At 51.4% G+C, this 16,041-nt stretch carries 19 protein-coding genes and 1 pseudogene; all 20 read left to right on the top strand.

Annotated elements, in window-relative coordinates; all coding sequences use genetic code 11:
- Positions 1–66, top strand: a 66-nt coding sequence (locus ACOTYB_RS23960) for an IS1 family transposase (protein WP_421765773.1), incomplete at its 5' end; no start/stop codon positions are given.
- 401 nt (positions 67–467) lie between these two features.
- A complete protein-coding gene (locus ACOTYB_RS23955) occupies positions 468–698 on the top strand; it encodes a hypothetical protein (protein ID WP_003859853.1) in 231 nt (76 codons plus the stop codon).
- Between the two features lie 219 nt (positions 699–917).
- Positions 918–1,826: a terminase small subunit gene (locus ACOTYB_RS23950; protein ID WP_421765902.1), complete on the top strand. Its 909-nt coding sequence runs from the start codon at positions 918–920 to the stop codon at positions 1,824–1,826.
- Positions 1,827–1,912: 86 nt separating this feature from the next.
- A pseudogene (locus tag ACOTYB_RS23945) lies at positions 1,913–2,320 on the top strand (hypothetical protein); the annotation flags it as partial.
- The gene (locus tag ACOTYB_RS23940; RefSeq protein WP_421765901.1) at positions 2,235–2,564 is read left to right on the top strand and encodes a phage tail terminator-like protein; all 330 of its coding nucleotides are present in this window, start codon (positions 2,235–2,237) and stop codon (positions 2,562–2,564) included. The pseudogene ACOTYB_RS23945 and the gene ACOTYB_RS23940, both read left to right, overlap by 86 nt.
- 57 nt (positions 2,565–2,621) lie before the next feature.
- Positions 2,622–3,293, top strand: coding sequence for a phage tail protein (locus ACOTYB_RS23935; RefSeq protein ID WP_045911866.1), 672 nt, complete (start codon positions 2,622–2,624; stop codon positions 3,291–3,293).
- A 61-nt stretch (positions 3,294–3,354) separates the two neighbouring features.
- The gene (locus tag ACOTYB_RS23930) at positions 3,355–3,666 is read left to right on the top strand and encodes a phage tail assembly chaperone (protein ID WP_022651271.1); all 312 of its coding nucleotides are present in this window, start codon (positions 3,355–3,357) and stop codon (positions 3,664–3,666) included.
- Complete coding sequence (locus tag ACOTYB_RS23925) at positions 3,558–3,977, top strand: DUF1799 domain-containing protein (RefSeq protein WP_306438767.1); 420 nt, start codon at positions 3,558–3,560, stop codon at positions 3,975–3,977. Before ACOTYB_RS23930 ends, ACOTYB_RS23925 begins: the two co-directional genes overlap by 109 nt.
- Positions 3,974–6,886: a phage tail tape measure protein gene (locus ACOTYB_RS23920; protein WP_421765900.1), complete on the top strand. Its 2,913-nt coding sequence runs from the start codon at positions 3,974–3,976 to the stop codon at positions 6,884–6,886. The genes ACOTYB_RS23925 and ACOTYB_RS23920 overlap by 4 nt, the downstream gene beginning before the upstream one ends.
- Positions 6,887–6,962: 76 nt before the next feature.
- Entirely contained in the window at positions 6,963–7,316 is a 354-nt protein-coding gene (locus tag ACOTYB_RS23915; RefSeq protein ID WP_020690998.1) for a hypothetical protein, read from the top strand.
- A 56-nt stretch (positions 7,317–7,372) separates the two neighbouring features.
- The gene (locus tag ACOTYB_RS23910; RefSeq protein WP_121478696.1) at positions 7,373–7,720 is read left to right on the top strand and encodes a phage tail protein; all 348 of its coding nucleotides are present in this window, start codon (positions 7,373–7,375) and stop codon (positions 7,718–7,720) included.
- Positions 7,717–8,472, top strand: coding sequence for a phage minor tail protein L (locus ACOTYB_RS23905; protein ID WP_121478697.1), 756 nt, complete (start codon positions 7,717–7,719; stop codon positions 8,470–8,472). The genes ACOTYB_RS23910 and ACOTYB_RS23905 overlap by 4 nt, the downstream gene beginning before the upstream one ends.
- 1 nt (position 8,473) lies before the next feature.
- Positions 8,474–9,193 (top strand): C40 family peptidase, encoded by a 720-nt coding sequence (locus ACOTYB_RS23900; RefSeq protein ID WP_121478698.1) that lies wholly within the window; start codon positions 8,474–8,476, stop codon positions 9,191–9,193.
- A 392-nt stretch (positions 9,194–9,585) separates the two neighbouring features.
- Positions 9,586–9,765, top strand: a complete 180-nt coding sequence (locus tag ACOTYB_RS23895) for a hypothetical protein (RefSeq protein WP_025759425.1) — start codon at positions 9,586–9,588, stop codon at positions 9,763–9,765.
- Between the two features lie 10 nt (positions 9,766–9,775).
- Positions 9,776–10,273: a type II toxin-antitoxin system death-on-curing family toxin gene (locus tag ACOTYB_RS23890; RefSeq protein WP_069595784.1), complete on the top strand. Its 498-nt coding sequence runs from the start codon at positions 9,776–9,778 to the stop codon at positions 10,271–10,273.
- Between the two features lie 78 nt (positions 10,274–10,351).
- Positions 10,352–10,981, top strand: a complete 630-nt coding sequence (locus ACOTYB_RS23885) for a tail assembly protein (RefSeq protein ID WP_045349467.1) — start codon at positions 10,352–10,354, stop codon at positions 10,979–10,981.
- Positions 10,982–11,033: 52 nt separating this feature from the next.
- The gene (locus ACOTYB_RS23880) at positions 11,034–14,579 is read left to right on the top strand and encodes a host specificity protein J (RefSeq protein ID WP_409249070.1); all 3,546 of its coding nucleotides are present in this window, start codon (positions 11,034–11,036) and stop codon (positions 14,577–14,579) included.
- 43 nt (positions 14,580–14,622) lie between these two features.
- On the top strand, positions 14,623–14,937 hold the full coding sequence (locus ACOTYB_RS23875; protein ID WP_047055349.1) for a hypothetical protein: 315 nt from the start codon (positions 14,623–14,625) through the stop codon (positions 14,935–14,937).
- On the top strand, positions 14,938–15,609 hold the full coding sequence (locus tag ACOTYB_RS23870) for a hypothetical protein (RefSeq protein WP_409249071.1): 672 nt from the start codon (positions 14,938–14,940) through the stop codon (positions 15,607–15,609).
- 107 nt (positions 15,610–15,716) lie between these two features.
- Positions 15,717–15,950, top strand: a complete 234-nt coding sequence (gene cor / locus ACOTYB_RS23865) for a phage exclusion lipoprotein Cor (protein WP_017382566.1) — start codon at positions 15,717–15,719, stop codon at positions 15,948–15,950.
- The last annotated feature ends 91 nt before the right edge of the window (positions 15,951–16,041 follow it).

Raw genomic sequence — 16,041 nt, 5'->3', positions numbered from 1 at the left:
TCAAAATCGCTGGAGCTGCATGACAAGGTCATCGGGCATTATCTGAACATAAAACACTATCAGTAAGTTGGAGTCATTACCCAGCACTTGGGTTGCCATTTTCGAAAGTTTGTTTGCCGAAAAGGATGAAAAGGCATGGGTAGAGGGTTACTGCATTGTGACGAACTGCTCAAACAGTGAAGTATCCACCCGGTTCATATACTTGAAAGAAAAGTGCGAAGAAGCGAACTCTATATACAGGGTTAAGCATTCTGCACTATAACTAATTAAAGAAAGTTAAACTCCTGGTGATTTGTTTGCTGCCATTTTCACTTCTTTCAGAATTGAATTCAGGTGTATGAGTTAAAAAAGACTTTTGGGATATTAAAGGTAACGTAAATCACAGGCAAAAGATTCGTCAATGTGATTGAGTGTTCATGGGACTAACAATCTTCTCTTGTAAGGAATTATGTGTAGAAGGAGATTTTATGGCACAGCTATTGATTTTTGCTGATGATGAGCCTGCTAAGTTGCTGAAAATTCGAAGTTATCGGAGCAAGATTCTTTATCTGTATGCTAATGATGAGGTGAGGTGTTTGGATGTGGTGATTTTTTTTTCAACTTTTCTGAAAGGCGAAAGTGGAGCCATATTGGTGGCAGCCGACAGATACGTGAGCAGGAAAGAAATTATCGAGGCTTATGATGCTCTGATTGGTTGAAAGCAGCGAGACTGGCGCGTAGCAGTAGGATGGGGCATGCTTGGTTCTATACGTCAGTAGAGTGATACAGGAGTTCATATCGGCCAGACGAAGCGTGATGCTACTTTAATCCAGCGGGTGAGCGCTTAATATTGTTTGTCCCAACGGTTCGAACCCATTTCTGATTACCACATTCAAGCCACTGGCACTCGCTGGTGGCTTTTTTTATTGGAGTGAATAATGGCAAAACCGGACTGGGGAGAGCTTCAGCAACGGTTCCTGTCCGAACATGCCGCAACCGGCGTATCACCAAAGGAATGGTGTGAAGCGCAGGGACTGAACTACGCTACCGCCCGACGATATATCAAAAAAACTTCTGCGCAAAAACCTGCGCAGAAAAAAATGCGCACTGCGCAGAAAGATAAAAGCGCAAATGAACTGGTGGATGATGATGGACTTACTGCTCAGCAGTGCTTATTTGTCGCGGAGTATCTGAAGGACAACAACGCCACCGCTGCCGCTGCACGTGCTGGTTATAGTGACCCAAACTACGGCCGTCAGCTCATAACGAATCCTAACGTTGCGCAGGCCATTGCGCATCAGCAGAAAGCCTCCATTGCGCGCACGCTTGGCGGTGCCGATGAAGTCCTCGCGCAGATTTGGCAGCTCGCCACCTTCGATGCAAACCAGCTTTCACAGTATCGTCGCGGCGCGTGTCGTTACTGCTGGGGATTCGGTCACCAGTACCAGTGGCGCGATATGGTGGAGTTCGAAGAGAAACGACTCGAAGCGCTTGAGCGGAAAAGTCGCGAGCCCGCTGATGTTGGTGGCTATGGCTATGACCATAATCGTGAGCCTAACCCTGCCTGCCGTTCTACTGAAACTCTGATTATCAAGTCCTGGCGCGAACTCGGCATTGATATTGATGAGATGGACGAGGGCACTCGTGCCAGCATGGATGGGCAGGTACCTGCTAAAACCACGTATCTTGAATGGCTCGCGCGTCAGCCAGCTCAAAGGCAGGATCAGGTTCTGGGTGCCGAGCGTGGCCGTCTGTTCCGCGCGGGTGAAATCGACCTGGCTGATATGTTCACTGACAAAGGCGAGTGGATCAGCCTGGAACGTCTTAAGCAGCTATCAGGTCCTTGAACCTGGCAACTATCACTTTCTACACGCCCTGGCATCCGCCGGGGCTTTTTTATGGGCGAGGCCCGACAAAATCCCGAGGGGAAATTATGTTAATTCGAAACATGCTTCTGAAATATTACGCATCTGAAAGCGGCGGTGAGGGCAGTGGTGGTGGCGGTATCGAAATCACCCCCGAAATCCAGAAGCTGATTGATGAGCGTGTGACCAGTGAAGTTACAGGCCTGAAATCAAAAAACTCTGAGTTGCTGGGCACCATCAAGCAGCAAAAAGAAAACCTGTCACGTTTTGACGGTATCGACCCAGACGCTGTACGCGGCATTCTCCAGCGTTTTTCTGACGATGAAGAGGCGAAGCTTATCGCCGCCGGAAAAATTGACGAGGTGCTGGATAAGCGTACCGAGCGCCTGCGTGCTGACGTTGATAAGCAGATCAAAGCGGCAAACGAACGCGCGGAAAAAGCTGAAGCGTTCTCCAACAAATTCCGGGATCGGGTTGCGCTGCCGGACTTATTCAGGCGTGTACCAGATCAATGTCGTGGCGCCAGCCGGCTTAGGCCGTACCTCAGTCGTTTCTCTGGCGGGCAGATTAGTGGAATTGTTCCCTGAGGGGCAGGAAATTGCAGGAAGTGACTTCACCTGCTGGATCACCAGCACGCCAGCAATTTTTCGCGGTATCCCGACAGCTGTTTCCTACACCATTCCCATCAGCCTGAACTACCGGGCCGACATCATTAACTGACCCCGTCAAAATCATCGGCCATTGTGCCGGTTTTCTAATTTCACAGGAGTAACCATTATGGGCTTCGCACTGCCTAACGGCGCTCATGTTTATCTGGCCTCGGGCTACGGCCCAGCCATTACTTTCACCGGCGCGACGAATGCTGAGCACGCGGTGATCACCGTCAGCTCCGCGGACGATATCGCGGTCGGTGATATCGTTCACGTGAACTGCAACTGGTCGGGTATTGATAACGTTATCGCGAAAATCGACGCGATTGCGGAGAATGCTGTCACTCTTCGCAACATCAATACCACCAACAAAAACAAATACGCGGCTGGCGGCGGTTCCGGCTCTATTCGCAAAATTGAAGAATGGACCGAACTGCCACAAATCACTGAGGTATCGAAATCCGGTGGTGATCAGAACACCACGCAGATTCAGTTCCTCAGCGATGACCGTCAGCGCAACCTGAATACCTATAAATCTGCCGTCTCTCAGACTTACTCGATCGCTCACGATTCAAGTCTCCCGGTATATCCGTTGCTGCGCCAGCTGGATGAAGACGAAGAGACTGTGGCGGCTTATATGTACGTTCCGAAGGCGAAGGAGAATCGTTACTGGGCGGCCACGGCATCTTTTGACGACACGCCGACCACGGCGGTGAACGAAGTCGAAACGGTAAGCGTCGTGCTGAACCTGCAATCGCCAGCAATGACGTTCTACAAAATCACAGGCGCCGCGGCATAAGCCAGGCATAACGATAGTCTAAGCCTCCTCCATGGAGGCTTTCTTTCACTAAGAGGCAACGATGGCGACTAAATTCACCCTTCAGCCCAAACCAACTTTTAAGGCCAACGTCTCGATCCCGCGCGCTGGCGATGAGGATGGCGTGCTGACATTCACATTCAATCACAAGCCACTCAAAGAACTGGCGGATCTGGAGAAAATGGAAGGCAAAACCGCCACTGATTTTCTGATGGAAATCATTGCTGGCTGGGCACTTCCCGATGCATTCAACGCGGAAAACCTGTCGGTGCTGCTGGAAAACTATCCGGCGGCAATGAAGGCAATCCCGGAAACCTACTACCGAGAGTTGATGGGGCAGCGCGAAAAAAACTGATAGCGGTTGCCTCTGCATTCTATACGCCTGAACCCACAGCGGCAGACCTGGCACCCTATGGGCTTACGCCGGATGACTATGACGATCAATACATCGACGTCTGGCCAGATGTATGGCCTTCATTCCTGGTGTTTCAGGCTGTCAGCACGCAGTGGCGCACGGGCATGGGAGGCGCATCAGGTCTTGATTACAACGTGCTGCCCTGGGTGATGCGCCTGCACAACGTCGACGACGAGGCAACCGCGCTTTCGGACATCCGAATCATGGAGTGCGCCGCACTAAAAGTTATGCATAAAGAGAGGGCGGAATGAGTAACGACATCGCCACGATTTCCCTGCGCGTAAATACCACTGAGCTGGAGCGTGGTAACCAGGCACTGGATCGCTTTCAGGAGACTGCGTCCGCCGCGGCAGGTAAAGCGGATGACCTGAACAGTACGTTCCGCACCGGGATCGACAACCAGAAAAAAAACAGCGAAAGCCTGAAACAGCAACGGCAGGAACTGCAAAACCTGCTGAATAAAATCAGCCCTGTTAACAAGGCGCTGGACGAGCTGGATACCATTCAGGAAAGCCTGTCTAGATTCCGGAGCAAAGGTCTGGTGGGTGACGAGGATTTTACTCGTTACAACAGCGTGCTTGAGACGACCCGCGCGAAACTGGCGCAGGTCATGGAATCTGAAACAGCAGAGGGCCGAGCTCGCATTGAGCAGGCACAGGCAGCGCAACGGGCAACTGCCGCAGGCAAAACTTTTATCGACTCACTTGAGGACCAGGTTGCAGCTATCGGAAAAACCCGTGCAGAGTTACTCGAACTGAAGGCGGCCCAGCTTGGCGTGTCGGACCGCGCTGCGCCAATAATTGCCCGACTAAAAGAGCAGGAAGAGTCCTGGAAATCTGGAGCTATCAGTGCGGGGCAGTACCGTAATGCCATGCGTTACCTGCCAATGCAAATGACGGATATTGTGACTTCACTGGCCTCCGGTATGCCGGTTTATATGGTCGCTATCCAGCAGGGTGGTCAGCTGCGTGATTCCTTTGGCGGAGTGGGTAACGCGCTAAAAGCGATGTTATCCATGGTAACCCCGGCACGTGTTGCGATTGGTGGTCTGGCTGGCGCTGTACTGATTGCGGCAAAAGCGGGATCGGACTATTTCACAGCATATGACGAAATCAATAAAGCTATCATCCGCACCGGAAACATTGCCGGTACGTCAGCGCTACAGATTATGGCATCCTCCCAGTCAATCTCTGCTTCAACTGGGACTACGGTGGGCACTGTCCAGAGTCTGATGACAGAGCTGGTTGGTATCGGCTCAATGACCCAGCAACAGCTTGAGAAAGCTACCAAAGCGACAGCGCTGGCAGTTGAAACTGGTATTGTTTCGGCTCAGGACATTACCAAGGCTTATAAGGATATTGAAAAGGATCCGGTTAAGGCTCTTCAGAACCTTAATGAGCAATTCAACTTTCTTACCGTTTCACAGCTTAAGCACATTGACGATTTAGTTAAGCAGAAAGACCAGACCGCTGCCGTTACTCAAGCTATGGATTTGTTTGGCGACACGATGGCAGAGCGTGGAGAGCAGGCTTACGACTCGCTGACACCATTTGGCCGCCTGTGGCTTGATATCAAGGGATGGGCGTCTGAGGCTATGCAGAGCATCGGTCAGTGGGTGGCTGAACTGGCATCAAACACGCTAAAGGAATTTAACGCAATTTATTACAGCGTCGCGATAGTTTTCCAGAAGCTGAACCAGATTATTTCTTCTTCTATCGCGGCTGCGATTAATCTCGTTCCTGACTGGGCGAAAACTGATACTTTGCAAGGATGGCAGGACTATAACGAACAAATGGCCGGCGCTTATGGTAACAGCGTATCTCAGCTGAAAAAGGACTGGGACGCAGCTGACATTAGCGCAGGCAAGTACCTCGATACATCCCGCAAGATAAGCTCCGCGACCACTGAGAAGGATCGGCAGACAGTCGCTTCGTTTGGCAAAAAAACGAAAACAGGAAAACAAGGCACTGTGTCGGCTGGCGACCGCAGTACTGACACTGCTCAGGCCGAATTGCTGGCGCTTCAGGCGCAGTTGCGTGCTCTTCAGCAGTATAAAGGGCTGAACGACACTATCAGCCAGCAGCGCAAAGATCTGTGGACCACTGAGGCGAAATTTCAGGTGCTGGAAGAAGCCTCGCGTTCACGTTCACTGACGAAGCAGGAACAATCCCTGCTGGCGAGTAAAGACCAGGTGCTTCAGTTGGCACGGCAGAAAGCCCTGTTGGGTGATCAGATTACCGCACAGGAACAGCTGAACAAGCGAATGGATACCTCTCAGAAATATGTTACGCAGATGGCTGAGAAACAGGCTGCTTTGGTTGGTGGAGCTGGAATGAGCGAGCGGTTAGCTCAGCGTGAACTCGCGAAAAGTCAGCTTGCCGCAGGTTGGGTGAACGCCGGCGGTTCTCTGGAGGACGTTGGTTATCAGAAGCAGCTCAAAGCGGCGAATAATTACTATGCCGCAGAGGACAGGTTGCGTGGCGACTGGTTGACCGGCGCGAAAAAGGGCTGGGCTGAATTTGAGGACTCCGCAACCAATGTTTACTCCCAAGTGCAGACGCTCACCAGTAATGCGTTCGCCGGCATGGCCAGCACTCTAACGGACTTCTTTACTACTGGAAAAGCTAACTTCTCAGATTTCCTGACAACCTTTTTGAAAGGAACTGCCCAGATGCTGACACAGTTGGCGCTGGTCAACGGAATGAAGTCTGCCTTTGGTGGGACCTCATTTGGTTCATTTTTTGGATTTTCTGATGGTGGCGCAGTTCCGGAATTTGATACTGGCGGCTACACGGGGGATGGAGGAAAGTATCAGCCAAAAGGCGTGGTGCATGGTGGCGAATTCGTATTCACCAAGGAGGCAACCAGTGCGCTGGGTGTTGGCAACCTTTACGCTTTGATGCGAGGTGCTCAGGGCTATGCAAACGGCGGGTATGTTGGTACTGCGCCAATGTATGGGCTACGAACATCAGGTGCTGGCGGCGTTAATGTCCAAACTTCCGTGGTGGTACAGAACCAGGGCAACCAGCAGCAATCTTCCGGGAGTAACGACGCTATTTCACGTGCTTACAAGCAGACTATCGATCAATCTGTTCGGGCAGGTATTGCGAAACAACTTCAGCCTGGCGGCCTTATATGGAATGCAACAAAATCAAGATAAGACGCTTCGGTGTTTTTTTTGATCATATTATTCATCGTGTTAAGATGTTTCCGATTGCAATTAAAGGAAACGTACAATGAAGAAGGTAGTGGCCTTAGCTCTTGGGGCTTTAATGTTGTCTGGCTGTACTGTTCGTGTTGCTGATATGACCGTTGGTAGTACCAAAAATTACAACCTGAATGCAGCTAAGTTTGAAAAAGGTCAACGTGTGACTGGTGAAGACAAAGCTCCAATTGTTATTTTCCCGCTGGGCATTCCAAGCGTTAAAACTGCAATGGATCGGGCTATTGAAAAAGATAAGTGTTCCGTAGGCTTAAGCGATGTTGTTATTTATCAATTAAACCACGCATTTCTGTTCGGCACATATGGTTACCGTGTTGAAGGCACGCAGATTATCGACAAGTCTCAGCTTGGTTGTGAAACCCGCTAATCTCCTTCTCATACTGTCACAAGCCACCTTCGGGTGGCTTTTTTTATGGAGCAAACATGGCCCTGGAAACGTTCACCTGGCGGACGCAGATACAGGCGGGAATGGAGGGAACGTTTAGCCATAAAACCCGCTCTGCAACCTTTGGCGACGGCTATGAGCAGATCGCCGGGGAAGGCATTAACCCTGAAAAACAGTCATGGCCTGTCACGCTCACGGGCAAAAAAACGGACATGCTTCAGGCCCTTAAATTCTTTCGTTCTCACGTCACAAAGGCATTTATCTGGACATCTCCAGTTGGCGAAACTGGTCTCTACCGGATTGAGGCCGAATCAATCAAGTCACAGCCCTTATCCAGCAACGTTCTGACTATTTCCGCAACATTCAAACAGGCGTACGCACCATGATCACAGCAGACTATCAAAGCCTTGAGCCCGGCAATAAAGTCCGGCTTATCGAAGTTGATGGCTCTACGTTCGGCGTGGATGATGTACTGCGATTTCACGCGTACAACCTCCCGCACACGGAAGAAGAAATCGCCGCTGCTGGCGGTGATGAATCAAAGCTGAAGGCGAAAAGTATCTGGTGGCAGGGGGAAGAATATGCCGCCTGGCCGTATCAAATTGAAGGGCTTGAAGCCTCCACAGACGGCAACAGCGCCCAGCCAACGCTCACGGTTGCAGATATCGATAGCAAGATTACAGCGCTGTGCCTTGCTTATGACGATATGCTACAGGCCAAAGTTACTATCCATGACACTTATTCACATTATCTAGATGCGAAGAACTTCCTCGCTGGTAACGCAACAGCTGATCCGCAACAGGTCAGAAAACGAGTTTTTTACATCGATGGCAAAAGCAGCGAAATTCCGGGCGAAAGTATCGAATTCGTACTCGATAGCCCGATGTCTTTGCAGGGTAAGATGATCCCCACGCGCCAGCTTCATTCCCTGTGCACCTGGTGCATGCGCAATAAGTACCGAACCGGTGACGGTTGCGATTATGCCGGAACCAGATACTTCGATAACAATAATAATCCTGTCGATGATCCCTCGCTTGATGTCTGTAACGGCACGCTCACGGCGTGCAAACTTCGCTTCGGAGAGAATGAAGAACTGCCGTTCGGTGGTTTCCCGGGTACTTCACTAATCAGGAGCTAATATGCGTCAGAAAACCATTGATGCGATTATGGCGCATGCAGCCGCTGAATATCCTCGTGAGTGTTGTGGTGTCGTGGCGCAAAAAAGCCGTGTTGAACGTTATTTCCCTTGCCGGAACCTTGCCGCGGCACCGGAGGAAAATTTTGTCCTCTGCCCGGAAGATTACGCAGTTGCTGAGGACTGGGGTACGGTGATCGCCATCGTTCACAGCCACCCTGACGCCACTACGCAGCCGAGCGAACTGGATAAAGCGCAATGCGACTCAACGCTTTTACCCTGGCATATCGTGAGCTGGCCGGAGGGGGATTTAAGGACCATCCAGCCGCGTGGAGAACTGCCGCTGCTCGAGCGCCCGTTTGTGCTTGGTCACTTTGACTGCTGGGGGCTGGTGATGAGCTATTACCGGCAAACGTACGGGATAGAGCTTCACGATTACCGGGTCGATTATCCCTGGTGGGAAAACGACTATCCGGACAACTTCTATCAGGATTGCTGGTACGAGTGCGGATTCCGTGAATTCGACGGGCCGCCGAAACCTAGCGATATGGTGATCATGCAGGTTCAGGCTGATAAGTGGAATCATGCGGGGATTCTGCTGGAAGGCAACATGCTACTGCATCACCTTTATGGACATCTGAGCCAGCGCGTACCTTATGGCGGATACTGGATGGAAAGGACCATGAAGATACTCAGACATAAAATTTTATTAGGGTGCGGTTAAAATCTGAGCATCTCCATTCAGAGGGGGCGAAATACTACAGCAATCTTTGTTGTTCTGCATTCCAACCAAGCCATACATTTTGTGCAAAAAGTGCTATTTATGCCATTCTTGAAAGCTCAGGACGGCTCATAGGCACCGCCTATCTCCTGAGAACGTGGCAATAGTTTACTATTACCTGAGGGGTAAATTCTGCGAAAAGGTGGTTAACTTGCAAAGTGGCCGCGATAAATTTCGTCGAACTTGCATCTATCTTCAGACATGGGCCCATTGCTCAAATATGACGAATGGTATTAAATTGTCCTCAACCACTCGAAGTGGTCATGAAATCTTTGGGTGTGTTTACATCCTACAATTTAAGAAAGCACTGCCAAACGTGCATGAGGGTGATAATCATGGGTCACGCATTAAAAAAGGCAGATCGCTTGTACATTCCGCCTCGTGACAAATCCACGGTGGCGAAACCTCGTGCAGCGATCAGCGAAACATGTTCACATACTGGTCAAGTTAAAAACGCCTTTGAGTTTGGGTTTGCTCGTTACGAGAAGGCGATGGAAGAACTTTCAAAGGTCTGAGTAGAAACGGATGACGATAGAGTATGTTGAGGGAGTCAATTATCTTTCCATTGACGATATCGTTTACATCAACAGGTCTCTGATCGAGACTCAGACGCCAAATGAACCAATAGGCGTCCTGAATCCGAATAACCTCAGCTCTTCACAGTCACGACCAAGTACCATTCGATATTATGAGCAGACAGACGATATGTTTCGTCTGTCTGCTGTTCTAATTGAAAGCCTGATCCAGAATCATCCATTCGCAAATGCAAACAAACGCACTGCCATGATGGCTGGTTACGTATTTCTGTTGCTGAATGGATATGAGCTTACAGCACCCAGTGATGAGGTCGTAACCATCGCTGAGGGGTTGGCTCGTAAGGATTATTCAGTGGATGACTTGGAAAATTGGTTGTGTCACTGGTCTCGAGAGTACGATTCAAGAACGTTATGTGCAACTGGCGGAAATTCGCTACAGGCTCTCGTGGCAACCTCACACTACATCCGAATCATATCGAACAAATGAATCCGCTGAGAGGCGGTTTTTTGCTGACTAATACTGAATAATATAACCCGCTTCGGCGGGTTTTTTTATGGGGTAAATATGGCAATTTCACTCGATAAAGAACCGCTCAGAACCGTCCGGCTTTATGGCGTGCTGGGCGCCACCTTCGGGCGTGAATATCGTTTATCAGTAGCTTCACCAAAAGAGGCCATCCGCGCCCTGAGCGTTATCGTGCCGGGTTTTGAGCGTTTCCTGAATACCAGTAAGCAACGAGGTTTAACTTATGCGGTATTCAGCGGGAAACGAAACCTCGTAAACGATGAGCTCAGTATGGACAGGAGCACAGAGGAAATCCGCATCGCGCCGGTGATCATCGGCAGTAAGCGAGCCGGGGTTTTTCAGACAATCCTCGGGGTTGCCCTTGTCGCTGTTGCTGCGTTCGTCACGGGAGGGGCCGCGATCGGGATTGGTGGGACTGCTTTTGCTGGTGGATGGGGAGCTGTGGCGGGGATTGGGGCATCAATGGCGATCGGCGGCGTAGTCCAGATGCTTTCTCCACAGACTACCGGGCTAGCCAGCAAGCAATCAGCAGATAACCGCGCCAGCTATGCATTTGGTGGAGTGACGAACACAACCTCGCAGGGAAACCCTGTCCCCATTCTCTATGGTAAGCGGCGAATCGGCGGCGCTGTTGCTTCTGCCGGGATTTACGTAGAAGACCAGCAATAACAAATATTTGTCAATCAGGCCACCTTCGGGTGGCTTTTTTTATGGGCGCGATATGGCTAAAACAATTACCGGACGTAAAGGCGGCAGCTCGAGTTCCCGCACTCCCGTCGAGCAGCCCGATGATCTCCAGTCCGTTGCGAAAGCGAAAATACTGATGGTTCTCGGTGAAGGGGAGTTTGCTGGTGGGCTGACTGCGAGGGATATCTATCTTGACGGCACACCTTTACAAAACGCTGATGGTTCCGAGAACTTCAGCGGTGTCGTGTGGGAGTTTCGCCCAGGGACACAGGCTCAGGATTACATTCAGGGGATACCTGGCACAGAAAATGAAATCAGCGTCGGTACCGAAATATCCAGCGAAACAGCCTGGACGCATACCTTCACCAATACGCAGCTTTCGGCGGTTCGCCTGCGCCTGAAGTGGCCATCTCTTTTCAAACAGCAGGATAACGGGGATTTAGTAGGGTACTCCATCAACTATGTGGTGGAGCTTCAGATGGACGGTGGTAGCTGGCAACAGGTCCTTGATACTAATTTGACCGGGAAAACCACATCAGGTTATGAACGCAGCCATCGTATCGATTTACCGAAAGCTGGCAGTACCTGGACCATCAGACTGCGCAAGATTACCGCTGACGCAAACAGTGCCAAAATCGGCGACACGATGACGCTTCAAAGTTATACAGAGGTCATCGATGCCAAACTGCGCTATCCAAACACAGCTCTATTGTACATCGAGTTTGATTCCAGCCAGTTCAATGGCTCCATTCCACAAATTGCCTGTGAACCACGTGGACGTGTCATCCGCGTACCGGATACTTACGATCCGGAAACAAGAACTTATAGCGGTACGTGGCTTGGGACATTCAAATGGGCCTGGACAGATAACCCCGCGTGGATATTCTACGACCTGGTGGTTAGCGACCGTTTCGGGCTTGGGGATCGTCTCACAACAGCGAACATAGACAAATGGACACTTTACCAGGTTGCACAGTATTGCGATCAGATGGTGCCGGATGGCAAAGGCGGAAGTGGCACCGAACCACGTTATACCTGCAACGTCTACATTCAGGAACGCAACGACGCTTATACGGTCCTGCGTGATTTTGCTGCTATCTTCCGCGGGATGACCTACTGGGGCGACGACCAGATTGTGGCGCTGGCGGACATGCCGAGGGATGTTGATTTTACATACACGCATGCGAACGTTATCGATGGCCGGTTTACCTATTCCAGCAGCACCACAAAGAACCGTTATACCAATGCGCTCGTATCCTGGTCTGATCCCGATAACGCCTATTCTGATGCGATGGAACCTGTTTTTGAACAGGCGCTGGTTTCGCGTTATGGTTTTAATCAACTTGAGATAACAGCTATTGGTTGTACCCGGCAATCGGAGGCGAACCGAAAAGGGCGATGGGGGATCCTGACCAACAACAAAGATCGCGTTGTTACTTTCAATGTAGGGGAAGATGGCAACATTCCACAGCCTGGCTATGTAATCGCCGTAGCGGACCGAAATCTCTCCGGGCGCGACCTGGGCGGCCGTATCTCTGCGGTGAATGGTCGCGTGCTAACGCTGGACAGGGCGCCGGATGCTTCGCCAGCCGACAGGATGATTGTCAATCTTCCATCGGGTGTTTCACAGTCACGCACCATTCAGTCGATAACGGGCAATAAAGTGACCGTTACGACCGCTTACAGTGAAACGCCTGTGGCTGAGGCCGTATGGGTCATTGAGTCTGATGAGCTCTACGCACAGCAGTATCGCGTTATTACGGTAACTGATAATAATGACGGCACGTTCACAATCGTCGGTGCAAATCACGATCCGGATAAATTTGATCGCATTGATACCGGAGCCATCATTGACCAGCGGCCGGTGAGCGTGATCCCGCCGGGCAACCAGTCGCCGCCTGCGAACATCGTGATCAGCTCGTTTTCCGTGGTGCAGCAGAACATTAGCGTCGAAACCATGCGCGTGAGCTGGGACCAGGCGCAGAACGCTTTCGCCTATGAAGCGCAATGGCGCCGCAACGAAGGGAACTGGGTTAACGTGCCGCGCAGCTCCACCACGTCATTCGACGTTCCTGGGATTTATGCCGGGCGTTATCTGGTACGGGTGCGCGCCATCAATGCCGCAGAAATTTCTTCCGGGTGGGGCTATTCAGAAGAGAAAACGCTGACCGGTAAAGTGGGCAATCCCCCGAAACCGGTCGGCTTCATCGCTTCTGATAATGTGGTTTTCGGTATCGAGCTGAGCTGGGGATTCCCGGCGAACACCGACGACACGCTGAAGACGGAAATTCAGTACAGCCTGACAGGGACGGAAGACGATGCGATGCTGCTGGCAGACGTACCCTATCCGCAGCGCAAGTATCAGCAGATGGGCCTTAAGGCAGGGCAAATTTTCTGGTACCGCGCGCAGCTGGTGGACCGCAGCGGAAACGAGTCAGGGTATACAGACTTTGTGCGCGGGCAGGCCAGCATCGATGTATCCGATATCACAGATGCAATCCTGGAGGACATGAAAGGCTCCGATACGTTCAAAGACCTGATCGAGAACGCGGTGGACAGCAATGAAAAAATTGCTGGCATGGCTGACGACATCAAACAGGCCAACGACGAACTGGCGCAACAGGCGCAGGAAATAGCAAAAAACGCCCAGGAAATCGGTAAGGTTCAGACCAGCGTTACTAACCTGTCGAGCACGGTCGGAGATGTGTCATCCTCTCTTTCAGAGCTTGAGCAGACCGTCGCAACGGCTGATACGGCGCTGGGCCAGCGCATCGATAACATCAGCGTGTCTGTGGACGGCATGGCGGGGGGAGTGAAGAACTCCGCCATCGCGATTATTCAGGGCAACCTGGCGCAGGTGGCCGCGCGCAAAACACTGTCGGCATCGGTCGCCGGTAACAGCGCGCAGCTGGACCGCATTGATGAGGTGATCGTCAACGAGAGGGAGGCAACGGCGCGTTCGCTGCTGAGTTTGCAGACTGACGTGAACGGCAACAAGGCATCCATCAACAGCCTGAACCAGACCTTCTCCGATTACCAGCAGGCCACCGCCACGCAGATAAACGGCATCACGGCGACCGTCAACGGACACACATCAGCCATCACAACCAACGCTCAGGCCATAGCGAACGTTAATGGTGATCTGAAAGCGATGTATAACATCAAGGTTGGCGTCTCCAGTAATGGACAGTATTACGCCGCAGGGATGGGGATCGGCGTCGAGAACACGCCATCCGGCATGCAGTCACAGGTCATCTTCCTGGCTGACCGCTTCGCCGTAACGCACCAGGCCGGAGCCACAGTGACCTTACCGTTCGTTATCCAGAACGGGCAGGTGTTCATCAGAGACGCGCTGATAGGTGATGGCACCATCAGCAACGCCAAGATCGGCAACTACATCCAGTCCAATAACTATGTTGCTGGCTCAGTCGGGTGGAGGCTGGATAAGGGCGGTACGTTTGAGAACTACGGTTCGACAGCTGGTGAGGGGTCCATGAAACAGACAAACCAGACAATCAGCGTGCGGGACTCCAGGAATGTGTTGAGGGTGCAGATCGGGAGAATCACGGGAACATGGTAACGGGAGGCCTCTTACGGGGCCTCTTTTTTTTCAGGAGGACTGGATGGCGGAATATGGTGTTCAGACATGGGACGCCTCAGGCAATGTAAATAACTATGGTGTTAAGCCTGTCAGCGTTTGTGGCTATCTCCAGCTGGCTCAGAACCAGAAAACAGGCTCTTACACCGTAGCGCTTCCACCGGGTTGCAGGCTGACCTATTTTCAGAGCATGAACGGCGATCAGTTTGGAACGAGTCGGAGGAAGATCACCATTTCGGGGGGAACAGCAACAGTGTCAGCAATAGGCGATACCGACTACTCAGCAGGGACTGAGCCTGCGGCAGCGGCTTATCTCATTTTCCAGATCGAGAGGGCATAAATGGCGGAGTATGGTGTTTTACTGACGACCACGAGCGGGGAAGTATGGGTGACCGCGAACAGCTCGCCAATCGCTCTTCAGGCGCGAAAGACAGCGGCACTTCAGGGAACATCGGGGTTCAATACCAAAGTGACGCACACATTCCCCGCAGGTCAGCCTGTTGTCGCCTTCGTTCATTGCACGGTTGAGGTCGAAATCACCCAGACGATAAGCGGGAACACCATCACGATTGATTTTCTCAGACCGAATGCGACCGGCACAGCGTACGTTTATTTTTTCTCTATTTTCCCGCAGACAAAGCCAGACTACGGGCTGGCTGTGTGGGATGCATCAGGGACGCTGATTTTAACAAACGAAACGCGCACGCTGAGCGATGTTGTCACCCTCGGTACCGCCGGGGTGGATGCCAGCTCAGGATACAACATCAATACAACTCTGGCGGGGAAGTGGGCCTGTATGCCTGCCATGCTGGGGCTAATTACCGGGGTTATATCGGCTGGCGGTCAGCCGCAGCCATACATGGCCATATACAAGAGCTTGGCAAAACTTGAGGGAAGCAATACGCGGATATTCGCCAGGCCGCAGACAACCCCCGGCGGCAACCTTCAGAACGTTACGTATTCGAATCTGAGGAACGTGATTATGGCCATTAACTGCGCCAACTATGATTGATCGTTTTGAACGATCAATTTCGAATAATTGATCTACCAAATCAATTATATCCCGTTGATTCATATTGTTATTGTGTAGCTTCATGAATGCCCTGGGATATAACAACTATGAAAAATATGATTCTTTGCCTGGCGGTAGCGGTATTGCTCTCCGGTTGCGCTGGCGTTATTGAGAAGCAGCAACCTGTATGCACCGGAACAGCCCTGGTTGGCGGACAGGAAAGCAGCGTCCAGATCTACGGAGTCCGCAAGCAAAATAATCAGACGCAGTACCGCGCCGGTTATCCCTTTAACTGGTCATGGGTGAGCGCCAACACGTTCACCAGCACCACCTGCCACTAACCCATTCAGTTTTGAACAAACCCCGCTCCGGCGGGGTTTTTTATTGCCTGGAGAAAATAGGTAATGCTGCCAACTTACTGATTTAGTGTAT

It is taken from the genome of Enterobacter cloacae complex sp. IR5450 (assembly GCF_049238665.1).
GTDB lineage: Bacteria > Pseudomonadota > Gammaproteobacteria > Enterobacterales > Enterobacteriaceae > Enterobacter > Enterobacter hormaechei_C.
This window is presented reverse-complemented; position numbering and strand designations above follow the sequence as displayed.